This is a genomic window from Brooklawnia sp., from assembly GCF_049651565.1.
Classification (GTDB): Bacteria; Actinomycetota; Actinomycetes; order Propionibacteriales; family Propionibacteriaceae; genus Brooklawnia.
Window position 1 is genome coordinate 1 of sequence record NZ_JBASCI010000133.1, and the last position, 16,370, is coordinate 16,370.

Consider the following 16,370-nt stretch of genomic DNA (forward strand, 5'->3'; position numbering starts at 1 on the left):
GACGTGGTGAGCACCATCGAGGCCACCCTGGAGGACCCGATGGCGATCCTGGTGGCTCAGCAGTTCAAGGCCCGCGGCGAGACCGTCGCCGAACTCAAGGCCGAGGGCTACGACTACGCCGAGCGCAAGGAGATCCTGGCCGAGGTAAGCTGGCCGCAACCCATGGCCGAGGAGCTGGCCGAGGTGCACACGGCCTTCGCCAGGACGCACCCCTGGCTGGTGGAGCATCCGCTGCGCTCCAAGTCGATCGTGCGCGACATGGTCGAGCGGGCCATGACCTTCACCGAGTACGTGGCCTTCTACAAGCTGCAACGCAGCGAGGGCCTGCTGCTGCGCTACCTCTCGGACGCCTGGCGGGCGCTGCGGCAGACGGTGCCGGCGGCGTCCCACACCGATGAACTGGACGACATCATCGTCTGGCTCGGCGAACTGGTGCGGGCCACCGACTCCAGCCTGGTGGACGAGTGGGAGGCGCTGGCCAGCGGGGACGCCGACGCGATCCGCGGCACCGCCGAGGTCTCGGCGCCGCCGCGGCCGCTGACCGGCAACACCCGCGCCTTCCGCGTCCTGGTGCGCAACGCCATGTTCAGGCGGGTGCAGCTGGCCGCCGCCGACGACCCGGACGGGCTGGCCGAGCTCGAGGACGCCGGCACCCGCGCGCTCAGCGGCGACGACTGGGACCAGGCACTGGGCGACTACTACGACGAACACGACAGCATCGCAACCGGCGCCGAGGCCAGGTCGCCGGCGCTGTTCAGCATCGCCGACGAACGAGCCAGGCGCTGGCAGGTGCGCCAGATCATCGCCGACCCGCAGGGCAACCACGACTGGCAGATCCAGGCCGAGGTCGACCTGGACGCCAGCGACGAGCGCGGTGAGCTCGTCCTCCAGGTCACCCGGTTCGCTCGCCTCGATTGACAACACGCCGTCGCGATGCATCGGTGTACGCGTGGCGGTGGCGGCATGACACGATTGGGTTACAAAGCGGCGAGTTCTCTTCGCAGCACAGGGCCGTGCCTGTAGATAATGCAACAACTGGTACGACCGGCTCTTGCCGCAACAAACCAAGGACAGGAATCCTGATGCGCAAACAACTTCGAGTCATCACTGTGGCCTCGGCCGCAGCCATGAGCCTCGTTCTTGCCGCCTGTGGAGGCGGCGGCTCCGGCACCGACGGTGGTGGCGGCAGCTCGGGCGGCGCGGACATCGTGATCCGCGGCTGCACCCCGGAGAACCCGCTGGTGCCTGGCAACACCTCCGAGACCTGCGGTGGCGACATGGTCGACGCCATGACCGCCAAGCTCGTGCGCTACGACACCGAGACCGCCGACCCGATCATGGACATCGCCGAGTCCATCGAGACCGAGGACAACATCAACTTCACCGTCACGCTGAAGGAGGGCTACCTCTTCCACGACGGCACCGAGGTGAAGGCCAAGAACTTCGTCGACGCCTGGAACTACACCGCCGCCTACTCCAACGGCCAGGCCGGCTCCTACTTCATGGCCCCGTTCGAGGGCTTCGAAGAGGTGTCCGCCGAGGGTTCCACCCAGACCGAGATGTCGGGCCTGGAGGTCGTTGACGACTACACCTTCACCATCAGGACCGTCGAGCCGATGGCGAACCTGCCGGTGCGGCTGGGTTACTCCGCCTACGCACCACTGCCCGACGCATTCTTCGACGACCCGGCAGCGTTCGAGGACGCCCCGGTCGGCGCCGGCCCGTTCTCGCTCGATTCGCAGAGCACCACCGAGTACAAGTTCGTGAAGTTCGCCGACTACGCCGGTGAGTTCCCCGCCCAGGTCGATTCGCTGACCTTCCGGATCTACACCGACGACGCCGCCGCCTACAACGACGTGGTCGCCAACAACCTCGACTACACCAACAACGTGCCGTCGGACTTCCTGGTCAACGAGCAGTTCACCAACGACCTGCCGGATCGCAACCTGGTCCGTGAGACCGGCCGCTTCGCCGGTCTGGTCTTCTCGCCCAACGACGAGCAGCTTGCCGACAACCTCGACCTGCGCCGCTCGATCTCGATGGCGATCGACCGCCAGCTGATCATCGACCAGATCTTCAACGGCATCTACAAGCCCGCCCATGGTTGGGCCCCCAGCGTGGTGGACGGTGCAACCGACACCGCGTGCGGTGACAACTGCAACTACGATCCTGAGGCGGCCAAGGCCCTGTACGACCAGTCCGGCGGCTACGAAGGCACCCTGACCCTGACGGTGAACGGTGACGGCGGCCACAAGCCGTGGGCCGACGCCACCTGCAACTCGATCAAGAACGCCCTCGGCGTCGAGTGCGTCACCCAGGTGACCCCCGACTTCGCCACCTTCAACGAGCAGATCGACAACAACGAGATCATGGGCCTGTTCCGCACCGGTTGGCAGATGGACTACCCGTCCATCGAGAACTTCCTCGGCCCGATCTACGTCACCGGGGCTGACTCGAACTGGTCGAAGTACAGCAACCCCGAGTTCGAGGACCTGCTGCGCCAGGCCGGCTCTGCCGACAGCATCGACCAGGCGAACGAGCTCTACCAGCAGGCTGAGGCCATGCTCGGTCGCGACATGCCGACGGCACCGATGTGGTACCCGTCGACCGTCGTCGGCTGGTCGGACCGCGTCGAGAACGTCCACATCAACGCCTTCGGCGTGCTGGACTTCAGCGCCATTTCGATGAAGTGATACCGTTCGGTACTCAGTAAACGACCAAGGTCTTGGCCGGTCATCGGTTTTCGATGGCCGGCCAAGCCATGGGCCGGAAATGGCGCGCATCGCCCGACGATTAAGGTAACGGCACATGGGCACATACATCCTGAGGCGAATCCTGCAGATGATTCCCGTGATCATCGGCACGACCTTCCTCATCTACTGGATGGTCTTCTCCCTGGGTGATCCCACGGTCGGGCGATGTGGCGAACGGCCCTGCCCCGAGTCGTACGTGGCCCGGCTGGCCGACGAGTACAACCTCGACAAGTCGCTGCCCGAGCAGTACGTGCGTTACATGGGCAAGGTGCTGCAAGGCGACCTGGGCACCAGCTTCAACGGCAACGCGGTGATCGACCAGTTGGCCACCCGGTGGCCGGTGACGATCCGGCTGGCGGCGATCGCGATCGTCTTCGAGGCGGTCATCGGTATCGCAGCCGGCCTGCTGGCCGGGCTTCGAAGACGAAGTTTCTGGGACAGCCTGGTCTTCGTGACCACCCTGATCATCATCTCCATCCCGTCCTTCGTGCTGGGCTCGGTCGCCCAGATGATCTTCGGAGTCCGATTGGGCTGGTTCCCCGTGACGGCCACTCAGGGCACCTGGGAGCAGCTGTTGTTACCAGGTTTCGTGCTCGGCTCGCTGTCGATGGCCTACGTAGCTCGGCTGACCCGCAACTCGCTGGCCGAGAACCTGTCTGCCGACTACGTGCGCACCGCCCGCGCCAAGGGAATGTCGGCCGGGCGGGTGGTCGGCGTGCACACCTTCCGAAACTCCCTGATTCCGGTGGTCACCTTCATCGGCGCCGACTTCGGGGCGTTGATGGGCGGCGCGATCGTGACCGAGCGGATCTTCAACATCCCCGGGATCGGCGGCTACATCTACCACTCCATCAACACCAAGGACGCCACGGCGGTGGTCGGTACGATCACCCTGCTGGTGCTGATCTTCCTGGTAATGAACCTGATCGTCGACCTCCTGTACGGCGCTCTCGACCCGAGGATCGCGCATGAGTGACCCGAACCTGCTCCGCAACCAGCAGTCCGACCTGGTCGGGGACGACCTGCGCGCCGGCACCCGCGCCGACGCCATCGAGATCACTGGCACCACCCAGGTCGCACCCCGGGACGAGGACGCCCGCTCCCTCGGCCGGGACGCCTGGGAGGATCTACGCCGGCGACCGGGGTTCTGGATCTCCTCCTCGCTGATCGTGATCATGCTGATGATGGCCATCGCCCCCACCCTGTTCACCTTCTTCTCTCCCCAGCCCGACCCCACCTTCGCCCAATTGGCCAAGGCGCGGCAGCCACCCTCGACCGAGGCCTGGTTCGGTTACGACGGCCAGGGCTATGACGTGTACTCGCGAACCATCTTCGGGGCGCGGGCGTCGATCCTGGTCGGGGTGCTGACCACGGTCGGCACCATCCTGATCGGCGGGACCATCGGTCTGCTGGCCGGCTTCTACGGTGGCTGGCTCGACTCGCTGCTGTCGCGCACCGGGGAGATCTTCTGGTCCATCCCGCTGCTGTTGGGTGGCGTGCTGTTCATGACCACCTTCCCGTCCGAACTCGGCACCCCCTACATGATCGTCGTGGGCAAGGTCGTACTGGTGCTGACCCTGCTGGGTTGGCCCCGGATCGCCCGAATCATGCGGTCGGCGGTGCTGCAGGTGAAACCGCTCGACTATGTGCAGGCGGCCCGCGCGCTGGGGGCGACCCCGTTCCAGATCATCACCAAGCACGTGCTGCCCAACGCCTTCACCCCGGTGATCGTGGTGGCGACCATCGACCTTGGTGCCTACATCGCCACCGAGGCGACCCTGTCCTTCCTGGGCATCGGACTGCAGCCGCCGACGATCTCATGGGGCATCGCGATCTCGGAGGCGTCCGGTCTGGGGCTGCTGCGCTCGGCGCCCCACATGCTGCTGTTCCCGTCCATCTTCTTGTCGATCACCGTGCTCGCCTTCATCATGTTGGGTGACGCAGTTCGTGACGCATTCGATCCGAAGGGCCGGTGATCATCTTGGCCAGAAGGAACGGCACCATCGTCGAGCCGCAGGGTATGGATGCCTGGTCGCCCGACCATGGCCACCTGCTGGACGTGCGCAACCTCAACGTCGAGTTCCGCACCAGGGACGGCGTCGCGCACGCCATCAACGGGGCAAGCTTCTACCTCGACCAGGGAGAGTCGTTGGCCATCCTCGGCGAGTCCGGTTCTGGCAAGTCGGTGACCGCGCAGGCCATCATGGGCATCCTCGACACCCCGCCCGGATTCGTGACCGGCGGCGAGGTGCTGTTCCGTGGAGTCGATCTGCTGAAGCTGCCCGACGAGCAGCGCCGCCAGGTCCGGGGCCGCAAGATCGCGATGATCTTCCAGGACGCACTCAGCGCCCTGAACCCGGTGTTCACCGTCGGCTGGCAGATCGCCGAGATGTTCCGAATCCACCGCGGCATGAACAAGTCGGACGCCCAGGACGCCGCAATCCAGTTGATGGAGCGGGTGAACATCCCGGGCGCCAAACAGCGGGCCGGCAACTTCCCGCACCAGTTCTCCGGCGGCATGCGGCAGCGGGTCATGATCGCCATGTCGATCGCGCTGGACCCGGAGATCCTGATCGCCGACGAGCCCACGACGGCGTTGGACGTCACCGTGCAGGCGCAGATCATGGAGCTGCTCAAGGAACTGCAGTCCGAAACGGGCATGGCGTTGATCCTGATCACCCATGACCTGGGCGTGGTGGCCGATGTCGCCGACCGGATCAACGTGATGTACGCCGGACGTATCGTCGAGTCGGCGGCTTCCCGTGACCTGTATGCGCAGCCAGCCCACCCGTACACCGAGGGCCTGCTGGATTCGATTCCCCGGCTGGACCAGTCGGGTGGGGAGCTGCGGGCGATCGGCGGGCTGCCGCCGAACCTGACCCGGATTCCGCCCGGCTGCTCGTTCAACCCGCGCTGCAAGTACGCCCGTGACATCTGCCGGGTCGACCCGGAACCGCCGCTGATCGAGCTGGGTGGTGGACGCAACAGCGCCTGCCACTTCACCCACGAGCTGCTGGCTGGGACGTTGGCACCGGTTGGCGCCCTGGTCGAGCAGGAAGAAGAGGACTTGGCTCCCGAACCGAGGAGGAGCATCGATGAGTGAGGGCACCGGGACCGCGTGGTCCAGACAGGATGTCATTCTCAAGGCCAACAACCTGAAGAAGTACTACCCGATCCGCCGCGGCGTCGCCCGCCGCATCGTCGGCCAGGTCAAGGCGGTGGACGGGGTGTCGTTCGAGCTCCGCAAGGGCGAAACCCTGGGTGTGGTTGGTGAGTCGGGCTGCGGCAAGTCGACGTTGGGCAGGCTGCTCGTCCAGTTGGAGGCACCCACCGAGGGCACCGTCGAGATGGAGGGCCGGATAGTCAAACCGGGTGAGGAGATGCGCCGGCTGCGCCGCGACGTGCAGATCGTCTTCCAGGACCCCTACACCTCGCTGAACCCGCGGATGACGGTCGGCGACATCGTTGCCGAGCCGCTGCTGATCCACAAGAACGAGCTCAACCTGAAGGGCCGGGAACGCGACCGGGTGAAGCAGCTGCTCGACCAGGTGGGCCTGAACCCCGAGCACATCAACCGTTATCCGCACCAGTTCTCCGGCGGGCAGCGCCAACGGATCGGGATCGCGCGGGGTATTGCATTGAACCCGAAGGTGCTGGTCTGCGACGAGCCGGTGTCGGCGTTGGACGTCTCGGTGCAGGCCCAGGTGGTGAACCTGCTGGAGCGGCTGCAGCGCGAACTGGGGTTGGCCTACGTCTTCATCGCCCATGACCTGGCGGTGGTGCGGCACATCTCACACCGGGTGGCGGTGATGTACCTGGGCGAGATCGTCGAAGTGGGCGACAAGAACCAGATCTACAACCACCCGATGCATCCTTACACCCAGGCGCTGATGTCGGCGGCGCCGGTGCCTGATCCGGTGCTGCAGGCCAAGCGGCAGCGCATCATGCTGTCGGGGGATGTGCCGAGCCCGGCGAATCCGCCGAGCGGCTGCCGCTTCCACACCCGCTGCTGGAAAGCGCAGCCGAACTGTGTCACCGATCCCCCACCGCTGATCATGCGCGGTGAGGGCCCCGCGGCCCACCCGGCGTCCTGCCACTACGCCGAGGAGATGGAGGTCGTTACCGGCTGAGGTGCCGCTGGCCGGTCAGGATTGGCATGCTTGGACAGTGATCATCACCTTCACCGCCAATCCGAGCATCGACCGCACCCTACGGCTGGACGCTGAGCTGCGGCGTGGCCACTTCCAGCGGGCCCACCAGGTCAGCGACGAAGCGTCCGGCAAGGGCATCAATGTGGCCACCGCGCTGCGGGACGCCGACGAGCCCGTCCTGGCCGTGGTTGCCTTCGCCGATCCGGCCTACCTGGGGCTGATGTCGGGTGCCGGCCGGGTGGAGCCGCTGGTCGCCCTGGTGAAGGCCGGGTTGCGGGTACGAACCAACATCACCATCACAGAACCGGATGGCACCACCACGAAGGTCAACGAGCCCGGCCCGGGGCTCGACGCCGAGGACGCGGCGATGATCACCGACGCGCTGGTGCACATCGTCCGTCAGTACCGCGCCGACTGGGTAGCGCTGTCAGGTTCGCTGCCGCCTGGGGTGCCCGATGACTGGTACGTGCAGATCAGCCGGGCGCTGCAGGTCACCGGGTGCCGGATTGCGGTGGACGCCTCGGACCGCGCCCTGCCGGCCGTGGTTGAGCGGCTGGAGTCGACAGGCATCGGATTGTTGAAACCGAACGTGGACGAACTGGCGCAGGTACTCGGCGTGCCGGCCGCCGAACTCCAGGACGCGGTAGACCACGGCGACCTGGACGCCGTTACCGCGGGGGCGGGGCGTTTGCATGAGCGCGGCGTCGAAGAGGTGCTGGTGACACTCGGTGGTGCCGGCGCGGTGCTGGTCAGCGCCGAGGGCAGCTGGCAGGCCGAGGCACCTTCGGTCAAGGTGCGCAGCACGGTCGGGGCCGGCGACGCCGCGTTGGCCGGCTACCTGTTGGCCTGGCAGCGTGGGATGGCGCCGGACGTGCGGCTGGCGTATGCGGTGGCGCACGGTTCGGCTGCGGTCGAGGTGCCCGGCAGCGGGCACGGCAAGCCGCGTCAGGACGATGTGGCAGCGGTTCGGGTGCGGCGGTTGGAGTGAGGTCCGGCTCGCCCCTGCCCCTGCTACCCCGGCGCCGGGTTCGGCGTCCACACGTCGGCGTGGTCGCGGACGAACTGGGTGAACCGGGTGGCCGGCGCACCGGTCAGCCGCCGCACCATGCGGTTGGGCAACGCCGAGACGTTCATCCGCACCACCCGGTAGATCATCTTCTGCACTGCCAGGTAGTCAGACGGCGCGCCCTCGGCGGCCAGCGCGGCCAGGTACTCCCGCTCAGACGGACGGCTGTACCTGATGGGCCGGCCAAGTACCTCGGTCATGATTTCCGCAACCTGCTTGTAGGACAGGCTCTGCTCGCCCGACAGCGTGTACGCCTTGCGCAGGTGCCCCGGAGAGGTGAACACCGCAGCAGCGACCCGGCCGATGTCGCGGGCGTCGATGAACGCCGTCCGGGAGCGGCCGGCCGGAACGAAGATCTCCCCGGTTTCGCGGATCCGCCTGGCGTAGGTGGTCGACAGGTTCTGGGCGAAGAAATTGGGGCGCAGGAATGTGTACGGCGCGTCGACCCGCCTCAGGTACGCCTCCACGGCGTGGTGCGGGGTGCTGCGGTTGGCCTGGACCCCCTGTAGCGACAGGAAGACGATGTGCCTCACACCTGCCTCGCAGGCCACGTCGACCAGCGGGAACAGGTAGCGCTGCACGTTGGCGATGGCCGGTGGTCGCATCAGGAACATCCGGTCGCAGTCGTTGAGCGCGGCACGCAGGTCGGAAGCCGGCTTCCCGAACTCGAACAGCCGCGTCTCGGCGCCGGTCGGGACTTTCTCGGCGTCTGCGACGTCCAGTGCTGCGGCCACCACTGACTCACCACGCTCCAGCAAGTGGGTTACGACAGCCGAGCCGACCGTCCCCGTCGCTCCGGTGACGAAAACTGCGCTCATGATCTCCTTTTCGTCGGTGGCGTCCGCCCGGGGTCGAAGCCGGGCCCCCGCTGGGAAGTGTACTTTAGCGGCTAAAGGGTTTGCAGCCCCGGTTGACGCGAGGCTCATCGCGCCTTGGGTCATGCAGCGCCAGCGTCACTATTCATCACCGACATAGCGGTAGTAGAACCCCCGACCGCGGCGAGACGCACGCGATGGCGCCAGAACGCCTTCATCCTCCAAGTGCTTGAGTACCGTACCGACATTGCTGGCAAAGGCGCCCATGAGGCTTGCCAACTCGGTCGAGCTGATCCGCCCTCGAGCCTTGGCGTAGGACGCTGCGACGTTCTCGCGGCTTGGCCAGGGACGGTTCCGGTTGGTCTGTTCATCGAACTGACGGAGTAGGTCGGTGGGGCTCGACCCCCAGCTCGGTGAAGTGGTCCTTCCACCAGCCAAGGCTGCCCTGCGGCACCGAAAAGGCGGTGGACGTGGACTGGCCCGGACCCAACCGGCCGGCGGGGACGCCTCGCCACGGGAAGAAGGTCAGCAACGTGCCGGGTCGGCCGGACTCGTCGCCGTAGTACAGGTGGTAGGTCGACGGATCGTCGAAGTTGACGGTCCGCTTCACCAGGCGCAAACCCAACGCCCGGATGTAGAAGTCGATGTTGCGCTGGGGATCTCCAGCGATCGCGGTGACGTGGTGCAGGCCGCTGGTGCGTGCAGTCATGGCCCTGCCTCCTCTTGCGATGGCGGCCGACGAATCGCGTCGGCTCTGTCAAGGCAAGAACGCGCACCACAGTGGCGATATTTCTTGGAACCAACGAACCCCGACCTGACCAGGCGTCTCACCTTGTCGGACCGGGGTTCTGGATGGTGCGCGAGAGAGGAGTTGAACCTCCACGCCCTACTGGGCACTGGCACCTGAAGCCAGCGCGTCTGCCATTCCGCCACTCGCGCGTGCGGCCCCTTGCGGGACCGGCTTGGAAAGCCTAGCACAGGCGCTTTGGGCTACTCCAAATCGCGGTTGTCCACGACACTCCAGCGAACCAGTAGAAGCTCGGGGATCGTAGAGTCACAAGTGTGTCGGTCATCATCACCGCGGTGGTTCAGGCGGTCGTGTTCCTGGCGCTGCCGTTCGTTTGGTGGATGGTGACCGCGCGCCGGAGGATCGGTTTCTTCGCGTGGCTAGGGTGGAAGCGGCCGGTTGTGCAGCGCCCCAAGGCGTTGGCGGCCGCGATCGTTGGCGGGTTCCTCTTGTTCTTGGCGCCCGCGCTGGTAATCGCTCGGATGGTCGCCTCCTCCTCGGCGACCTCGCAGTTCCAAGGGCTCGGGTGGGCCGGCCTGCCGGGAGTCATCGCATATGCCTTGCTGCAGACGGCGTTTGCTGAGGAGTCGCTGTTTCGCGGCTTCCTGCTCAAGCGCATCGCGGGCAGGCTCGGGTTCTGGCCCGCGAACGCGATTCAGGGTGTTGTGTTTGCGCTCATCCATGCGGTGCCGTTCGGCCTCGCGGTGAACGCGGGCCTGGGGACGGCGATCGGTTTCCTGAGCGGTGCCATTGCTCTTGCGATGGGGTACTTGAATGAGCGCCTCGCGGGCGGCTCGCTGATCCCAAGCTGGAGCCTGCACGCAGCAGCGAACCTCTCCACGGGATGCCTTGCCCTGGCGGCCTCGATCTGAGTCCTGCTTGCGAACCGCTCAGCCCTTGGGTGTGATTCACCCGGATCCGGACCTGACTGCACCCACATCTCTGCGGCGAAGTCCTCGACGCGAACGGCACCTCGTTCTAGGTCATGGCCATGGCCACATCCTGCCAAGTGTGTGTGCTCAGCGAGGGCTCAGCCCTGCACGGTCCGCCGGCCGCCTCGACTCAGCCGCGAAGCTCTCACAGCTCGCCCACAAGATGTGCGGTGTGCGCTGTGCCGATACAGCTGCCTGCTGGCACAGCGCCGTATTCCTCGTCTGTGACCGGTTCGAGCCAGTGGACGACGTCGTGGTCGGCATCCCCCTCATTGATCGCCAAGTGCACCATGAGGCGGTCACTGGCTGCTCCATGCCAGTGTTCCTCGTCTGCCTCGAAGAGCACTCGATCGCCCGGCCTGATCACCTCGATCGGGCCGCCGCGGCGTTGGCACAGGCCCACCCCTTCGGTGACGAAGACCGTCTGGCTCAACGGGTGCCGGTGCCAGTGTGTCCGAGCCCCCGGCATGAAGTGCACCAGGTTGGCACTCATCCGGGACGGGGCCGGAGCTGCCGCAACCGCATCGATGTAGACGTCACCGGTGAACCAGTCCGCTGGTCCCTTGACCGTCTTGCCCGGTTCGACCTCGGCCGCGACGGCCGCGAACCAGCCGGTGCCCAATACGTCGGAGGCGTCCAGCAGCGACGGAATCAGGTCGACGTCCGGCATGCCGGGGGTGGCCACCAGGGTGCCGTCCGCCAACGGAACCCGCAAGTACTCGGACTGGGCGCCGGTAGCCGCACCTGGTTGCCGCTGGACGCAGTGGGTCTGGTAGCCCGACCGGCAGATCTCGCAGGTGTTGTCGGATACGAAGAACGACCCGACCGATCCGAGGTGTGCGAGTTCCTCACCAGCCGCCGGCGATCCGCGAGCGGGCGGTGACGATCGAAGGGGCGCCCACGCTACGCCGCTGCCCGACCTGATCGGACACGGCCGCCATCCCCTCACCCCACGGGTGCAGACTCGACAGCGACCCGCAGCGCCGGTGCGGGAAGGGTAGTCGTCGGCGTCCGTCCCGACCCGGTAGGACGGGCGGCCGCGGCGTCCGCCTGGCACAGCAGGGTTCGTCTCAGACCGTGCGTGGCACCTTGCCGTTGAACTTCAGGAAGAAGCACATCACCTTGTGGGCCCCATCCGCGCCGTCACCGAACATCAATGGGCAGCCACCGTCGATGACCAGTTGGCCGTGCGCGCGGCCGTTGGCCGCCGCGGTCGCTGACACGCTGCCCGCGTCGATGGAGCGGTGCATCCAGACTCTCTTGATGCCCAGGTCGATCGCTTCCCGGACGGTGGCGTCGGCGAGATCCGGGCGGGTGGCGATGACCACCGCCTCGACCCCACCGGGTATCGATCGCAGATCAGGGTAACTGGGGTCGCCTTCGACCAGCTCGGCGTTGGGGTTGACCGCGAACACCTCGTAACCCCGCTTCTTCAGCCCGGTGTAAACGGTGTTGCTACCGTGGCCTTTCGGAGCCCGCGACACACCGGTCACCGCGATCCGACGGCTGGACAGGAACTCATCGGCGGCTTGTTCGACCTTCATGGCTGCACTCCTTCGTTGGGTATCACCAAATCAAGTCTGACACTGGTGAACGCCCCTGTCAGCAACGAAGATGGGGAGAAATTGCCGCTTCACCGGCCGGGTAGAATTTCCGATCATGTCGTGAGCGCGCCGATGACGCGCCAGGTCTGACTCGGGAGTCCAGGCCGTGACAGCCTCCCCCGGGAACAACGTCGTCCGAGCAGCTTTCTGGAGGCTGCCATGTTGTGGATTTGGGCAATCATTGCGGTCATCCTATTCGTGGTGGGCGTGCTGGCTGTGCTGTCGGTGCGGATCGTCCAGCAGTACGAGCGGGGCGTGGTATTCCGGCTGGGCCGGGTGGTCGATGTGCGGGAGCCCGGCCTCACCCTGATCATTCCGGTGGTGGACGTGCTCCGCCCCGTGTCGTTGCGGATCGTGACCCGCCCGATTGAGTCGCAAGGCATCATCACCCACGACAACGTGAGCGTCGACGTCTCCGCGGTGGCGTACTACCGGGTGGTGGACGCGGTGAAGTCGTTGGTGGCGATCGAGAACGTCGGTACGGCAATCGACCAGATCGCCCAGACGACCCTGCGCAAGGTCGTCGGTCAGCACACGCTGGACGAGACGTTGGCCGAGACCGACCGCATCAATGTGGTGATCCGCGGCATCCTCGACACGGTCACCACGGAGTGGGGTGTCGAAGTCACCCTGGTCGAACTGAAGGACATCCAGCTGCCCGATTCGATGAAGCGGGCGATGGCCAAGCAGGCGGAGGCGGAGCGCGAGAAGCGGGCCAAGATCATCAACGCCGAGGGGGAGGCTCTTGCCGCGGCGGCCCTGGGCAGGGCATCCGACACGATGATCGAGCACCCGCTCGCCCTTCAGCTGCGCAACCTGCAGACGCTGGTCGAGATCGGCGTGGACAAGAACACCACGGTCGCGTTCCCCGCCCCGCTGATGAGCACCATCGCGGAACTAGGCGAGTTCATTCGCCGCGAATCCGAGGCGTCGGCCGTGACCTGGCGGCCCCAGTCGTCCGGTCTGGACGACGCCCGCGACCAGTCAGCGGCTGAGCATGGCACGCGCCAGGCGGATATGGTGCCGTGCCTGGTCGGGCCGGCAGCACGCTCAGCTAGGCGGTCGAGGGCTCGGCTGGGACAAGCCATAGCGCCGGCGTCATCGAGGTCACCGGAGGCTCCCCCCGCGTGGCCCCGGTGACTAGCCTTGGGTGAGGACCTCGACAAGGAACAACATGCCCAACGAAACCGTCACCCTGGTCATCCTCGGCGCCTCCGGCGACCTCACCCGCCGGCTTCTGCTGCCCGGGCTGGGCACCCTGCTGCGGGCCAGACCGGTCCACGAGATCCGGTTGATCGGTGCCGCGTTCGACGACCTGGACGACCCCGAATGGCGTAGCCGGGTGCGGGAGGCACTGGGCGAGGGCGGCTGCTCGGCGGTGAACGCCGATCAGATGGCGTCCGCGACGCGCTTCGTCCACCTTGATGTCACCGATGCCGACGCAATGAGCGCGTTCCTCACCGGGTTGGCCGCGCCCGGCAATCCGATCGTCCTGTACTTCGCGCTACCGCCCGCAGTGAGCCAGCGCGCGTGCGAAGTACTGGCCGAGATCGAGGTTCCGCAGAGGCTGCGGCTGGCGATCGAGAAGCCGTTCGGCTCGAACCTGGAGTCGGCCCGCGCGTTCAATCGGCTGCTCACCCGGATCGTCCCGGAGGAACAGGTCTTCCGCGTCGACCACTACCTGGGCAAGGCCACCGTCCTGAACCTGCTCGGGCTCCGGTTCGGTAACCGCCTCTTCGAGCCGGTCTGGAACGCTGCCAACATTGAGCGGGTCGAGATCATCGCGGACGAAACCCTTGCGCTCGAGGGTCGAGCAGGCTACTACGACCGTGTCGGTGCTGCGAAGGACATGATTCAGAGTCACCTGCTGCTGGTGCTGTCCATTCTGGCGATGGAGCAACCGGCGCGGATCGACGCAATCGAGCTTCGCGACCTGATGGTGCACACCCTGAGGGCCACTCAGCTGTGGAGCGGCGCAGCGGAGACGTCCTCGCGGCGGGCCCGCTACCTGGCCGGCGCCATCGGCGACCGTGCGGTACCCGACTACGTCGACGAACCGGGGGTGGACGCCGCCCGCCAGACCGAGACCCTCGCCGAGGTGACCGTCGAAATCCGTAACTCCCGTTGGTCGGGTGTTCCATTCCGCCTGCGCAGCGGCAAGGCGCTCGGCGACGGGTTCCGCGGCATCGTGATCAGGTTCAAGCCAGTGGCGTACCAGCCGATCGGTTTCCACAATGAAGCGGTTCCCAACGTCATGGTGATCGGCCTCACCCCTGAGACACTCGCCGTGGGCATTACCACCAACGGCGAGGGCGATCAGTGGGACCTGGAGCAGACCATCCTGTCTGCGGAGTTGTCGGAGTCCCCGGTACGCCCATACGGCGAGATCCTCGACGGTATCCTCGCCGGTGATCCGCTGCTCAGCGTGCGTGGTGACGTCGCTGAGGAGTGCTGGCGAATCCTAGATCCGATGTTCGAAGCCTGGGCCGCCGGGACGGTGCCGATGGACGAGTACCGGGCCGGCACCGACGGCCCGACCGCCTGGAACCAGCCGATAACACCACGCCGCGACCGGCGGTCAGTCAGCGGCTGAGCAGGGCTCGCGCGATGCGGGTGCGGGTGTCGGGGCCGAGGAGGTGGACGGCAACCCTGACTTGCCGTCGCCCTGGAACACGCCTGGTCGAGCAACGCGCCAACTCGCCGCGCAACCCGGGTCGTCTTCTCGATCCATTCCGTAGCGCCCCGGGCATTCAACCCCGCGGCCCCTGTACCGGCTGGCCGGCAGGTGCTTAGCTTTGGGCGCATGGGCGCACGCATCGTCTCCATCGGCACGGCCGTCCCCGCGACACGCATTCGACAGGAAAGCGTGCGAGACTTCTTCGCGTCCCAGCCAGGCGTCGATCGGCTGACCCGGCGGCTCATCAACGCCTCCTTCGATTCCGCGTGCATCGAGCAGCGCCACACCGTGCTCGCGCAGTTCGATGAGTCGTACGCCACGTCCGGCGATGATGTCTGCTTCATCACACCGCACCGGAGCCTGGCGAATCCCTCCACCGCGGCCCGCAACCGCGCGTACATCTCGTTCGCTCCCCCACTGTCCGCGGCGGCGGCGCGGATGGCACTGACGGACGCCGACCTCGACCCATCCCTGGTCACCCACGTCGTCACGGTCTCGTGCACCGGCTTCTTCGCTCCCGGTCCCGACTACCGGCTGGTGCGAGACCTTGGACTCGCACCGACAGTGCAGCGCGACAACCTCGGCTTCGTCGGTTGCGCTGCAGCCATTCCCGCGCTTCGGCTGGCGGCCCGGATAACCGCGACCGAACCGTCGGCGGTCGTGCTGGTGGTCTGCACCGAACTGTGCTCGCTGCACATCCGCGCCTCCAGCGATCGGCAGCAGATCGTCGCCGCATCGGTGTTCGCAGACGGCGCGGCGGCCGCGCTGGTCGCCGGCGAGGACGCGGCGGCTGGCCGCACCGGCCTTGACCTCGACCGGTTCGCCACCACACTGACCAGCGAGGGCGAACACGACATGGTGTGGACGATCGGCGACGACGGTTTCAAGATGGTGCTGACCGGCGAGGTCCCGCGGATCATCGGCCGCGAGATACGCTCTGCGGTCGACAGCTTCCTCGGCGACCATCGGCCGGACGTCTGGGCGGTGCACCCGGGCGGACGCAGCGTACTGGACCGTGTCGAGTCCGGCCTCGAACTGGCACCCTGCGCACTGGACGCCTCACGGACCGTGTTGCGGCAATACGGCAACATGTCGAGCGCGACGGTGCTGTTCATTCTGCGCAGGCTGCTGCAGGACGAGTCCATTGGTGATGGCGCCCGAATCGCCGGGCTCGCCTTCGGTCCGGGGCTGACAGTCGAGTCCGCCCTGCTGACCAAGCGCGAGGCGGTGCCCGGATGAGCTTCGCCGTGCGCGACGAGGCGCTGTTCGAGCTGATGGACGACCCCGAGTGCGACCCGGTGCCACTACGGGCGACGCTGCGCCGCTTCGGCACCATCAACCGGCTGGTCTCCGGCTGGGGAGCGACCTACCGCAGCCACCTGCGGCCCTTCCTGGAGTCGCTGGGACGCCCGGCGCGCGTGCTCGACCTGGGTTGCGGCGCCGGCGACGTCGTCGCAAGGCTGGCCGAGCTCGCCGAGCGGGACGGCCTGGAGGTGCACTGGACCGGCGCGGACCCCGACCCGCGGGCGCTCGAGGTCGCCCTGGCCAGGCCGCCCAATCCGCGGGTCAGCTACCTGTGTGCGGA

16 protein-coding genes and 1 tRNA gene are annotated in these 16,370 nt (G+C 66.8%); 12 read left to right on the forward strand and 5 right to left on the reverse strand.

All coding sequences use genetic code 11. The features are described from left to right. From WBL05_RS06470 to WBL05_RS06500, 7 genes are all read left to right on the forward strand, one after another. Positions 1 to 918, forward strand: a 918-nt coding sequence (locus tag WBL05_RS06470) for a DUF3516 domain-containing protein (protein WP_424224575.1), incomplete at its 5' end; no start/stop codon positions are given. 164 nt (positions 919 to 1,082) lie between these two features. Further along, complete coding sequence (locus WBL05_RS06475) at positions 1,083 to 2,693, forward strand: peptide ABC transporter substrate-binding protein (protein WP_424224576.1); 1,611 nt, start codon at positions 1,083 to 1,085, stop codon at positions 2,691 to 2,693. 115 nt (positions 2,694 to 2,808) lie between these two features. Continuing rightward, entirely contained in the window at positions 2,809 to 3,729 is a 921-nt protein-coding gene (locus tag WBL05_RS06480) for an ABC transporter permease (protein ID WP_424224577.1), read from the forward strand. Next, positions 3,722 to 4,729, forward strand: coding sequence for an ABC transporter permease (locus tag WBL05_RS06485; protein ID WP_424224579.1), 1,008 nt, complete (start codon positions 3,722 to 3,724; stop codon positions 4,727 to 4,729). The genes WBL05_RS06480 and WBL05_RS06485 overlap by 8 nt, the downstream gene beginning before the upstream one ends. A gap of 44 nt (positions 4,730 to 4,773) precedes the next feature. Further along, positions 4,774 to 5,856: an ABC transporter ATP-binding protein gene (locus WBL05_RS06490; protein WP_424224599.1), complete on the forward strand. Its 1,083-nt coding sequence runs from the start codon at positions 4,774 to 4,776 to the stop codon at positions 5,854 to 5,856. Next, entirely contained in the window at positions 5,849 to 6,883 is a 1,035-nt protein-coding gene (locus WBL05_RS06495) for an ABC transporter ATP-binding protein (protein WP_424224580.1), read from the forward strand. The genes WBL05_RS06490 and WBL05_RS06495 overlap by 8 nt, the downstream gene beginning before the upstream one ends. 37 nt (positions 6,884 to 6,920) lie before the next feature. Beyond that, positions 6,921 to 7,892, forward strand: a complete 972-nt coding sequence (locus WBL05_RS06500; RefSeq protein ID WP_424224582.1) for a 1-phosphofructokinase family hexose kinase — start codon at positions 6,921 to 6,923, stop codon at positions 7,890 to 7,892. A 23-nt stretch (positions 7,893 to 7,915) separates the two neighbouring features. Here the strand turns inward: WBL05_RS06500 and WBL05_RS06505 are convergent, their stop codons facing one another. From WBL05_RS06505 to WBL05_RS06515, 3 genes are all read right to left on the reverse strand, one after another. Next, a complete protein-coding gene (locus WBL05_RS06505) occupies positions 7,916 to 8,788 on the reverse strand; it encodes an SDR family oxidoreductase (protein ID WP_424224583.1) in 873 nt (290 codons plus the stop codon). A 364-nt stretch (positions 8,789 to 9,152) separates the two neighbouring features. Next, on the reverse strand, positions 9,153 to 9,494 hold the full coding sequence (locus WBL05_RS06510) for a VOC family protein (protein WP_424224585.1): 342 nt from the start codon (positions 9,492 to 9,494) through the stop codon (positions 9,153 to 9,155). Between the two features lie 144 nt (positions 9,495 to 9,638). After that, a tRNA-Leu gene (locus WBL05_RS06515) sits at positions 9,639 to 9,724 on the reverse strand. A 123-nt stretch (positions 9,725 to 9,847) separates the two neighbouring features. On the opposite strand from WBL05_RS06515, the gene WBL05_RS06520 reads away from it, so the two are divergent. Further along, positions 9,848 to 10,444, forward strand: coding sequence for a lysostaphin resistance A-like protein (locus WBL05_RS06520; RefSeq protein WP_424224587.1), 597 nt, complete (start codon positions 9,848 to 9,850; stop codon positions 10,442 to 10,444). A 205-nt stretch (positions 10,445 to 10,649) separates the two neighbouring features. Here the strand turns inward: WBL05_RS06520 and WBL05_RS06525 are convergent, their stop codons facing one another. Both WBL05_RS06525 and WBL05_RS06530 read right to left on the reverse strand, forming a co-directional pair. Continuing rightward, on the reverse strand, positions 10,650 to 11,219 hold the full coding sequence (locus WBL05_RS06525) for a (R)-mandelonitrile lyase (RefSeq protein WP_424224589.1): 570 nt from the start codon (positions 11,217 to 11,219) through the stop codon (positions 10,650 to 10,652). A 355-nt stretch (positions 11,220 to 11,574) separates the two neighbouring features. Then, a complete protein-coding gene (locus WBL05_RS06530) occupies positions 11,575 to 12,048 on the reverse strand; it encodes a CoA-binding protein (protein ID WP_424224591.1) in 474 nt (157 codons plus the stop codon). A gap of 219 nt (positions 12,049 to 12,267) precedes the next feature. Between WBL05_RS06530 and WBL05_RS06535 the strand changes: the two genes are divergently transcribed. The 4 genes from WBL05_RS06535 to WBL05_RS06550 all read left to right on the forward strand — a co-directional run. Next, positions 12,268 to 13,248 (forward strand): slipin family protein, encoded by a 981-nt coding sequence (locus WBL05_RS06535; protein ID WP_424224593.1) that lies wholly within the window; start codon positions 12,268 to 12,270, stop codon positions 13,246 to 13,248. Between the two features lie 34 nt (positions 13,249 to 13,282). Then, positions 13,283 to 14,701 carry a glucose-6-phosphate dehydrogenase gene (locus WBL05_RS06540; RefSeq protein WP_424224595.1) on the forward strand — a complete coding sequence of 473 codons (1,419 nt, stop codon included), beginning with the start codon at positions 13,283 to 13,285 and terminating at the stop codon, positions 14,699 to 14,701. A gap of 210 nt (positions 14,702 to 14,911) precedes the next feature. Next, the gene (locus WBL05_RS06545; protein WP_424224597.1) at positions 14,912 to 16,024 is read left to right on the forward strand and encodes a type III polyketide synthase; all 1,113 of its coding nucleotides are present in this window, start codon (positions 14,912 to 14,914) and stop codon (positions 16,022 to 16,024) included. Next, positions 16,021 to 16,370: methyltransferase domain-containing protein (locus WBL05_RS06550; protein ID WP_424224598.1), on the forward strand; the 350-nt coding region annotated here is incomplete at its 3' end. The genes WBL05_RS06545 and WBL05_RS06550, both read left to right, overlap by 4 nt.

Excerpts from the sequence above, each read along its gene's own strand:
- WBL05_RS06475 (WP_424224576.1), top strand. The coding sequence starts at position 1,083 with ATGCGCAAACAACTTCGAGTCATCACTGTGGCCTCGGCCGCAGCCATG.
- WBL05_RS06535 (WP_424224593.1), top strand. The coding sequence starts at position 12,268 with ATGTTGTGGATTTGGGCAATCATTGCGGTCATCCTATTCGTGGTGGGC.
- WBL05_RS06505 (WP_424224583.1), bottom strand. The coding sequence starts at position 8,788 with ATGAGCGCAGTTTTCGTCACCGGAGCGACGGGGACGGTCGGCTCGGCT.
- WBL05_RS06530 (WP_424224591.1), bottom strand. The coding sequence starts at position 12,048 with ATGAAGGTCGAACAAGCCGCCGATGAGTTCCTGTCCAGCCGTCGGATC.
- WBL05_RS06545 (WP_424224597.1), top strand. The coding sequence starts at position 14,912 with ATGGGCGCACGCATCGTCTCCATCGGCACGGCCGTCCCCGCGACACGC.
- WBL05_RS06485 (WP_424224579.1), top strand. The coding sequence starts at position 3,722 with ATGAGTGACCCGAACCTGCTCCGCAACCAGCAGTCCGACCTGGTCGGG.
- WBL05_RS06540 (WP_424224595.1), top strand. The coding sequence starts at position 13,283 with ATGCCCAACGAAACCGTCACCCTGGTCATCCTCGGCGCCTCCGGCGAC.
- WBL05_RS06490 (WP_424224599.1), top strand. The coding sequence starts at position 4,774 with ATGGATGCCTGGTCGCCCGACCATGGCCACCTGCTGGACGTGCGCAAC.
- WBL05_RS06480 (WP_424224577.1), top strand. The coding sequence starts at position 2,809 with ATGGGCACATACATCCTGAGGCGAATCCTGCAGATGATTCCCGTGATC.
- WBL05_RS06495 (WP_424224580.1), top strand. The coding sequence starts at position 5,849 with ATGAGTGAGGGCACCGGGACCGCGTGGTCCAGACAGGATGTCATTCTC.
- WBL05_RS06510 (WP_424224585.1), bottom strand. The coding sequence starts at position 9,494 with ATGACTGCACGCACCAGCGGCCTGCACCACGTCACCGCGATCGCTGGA.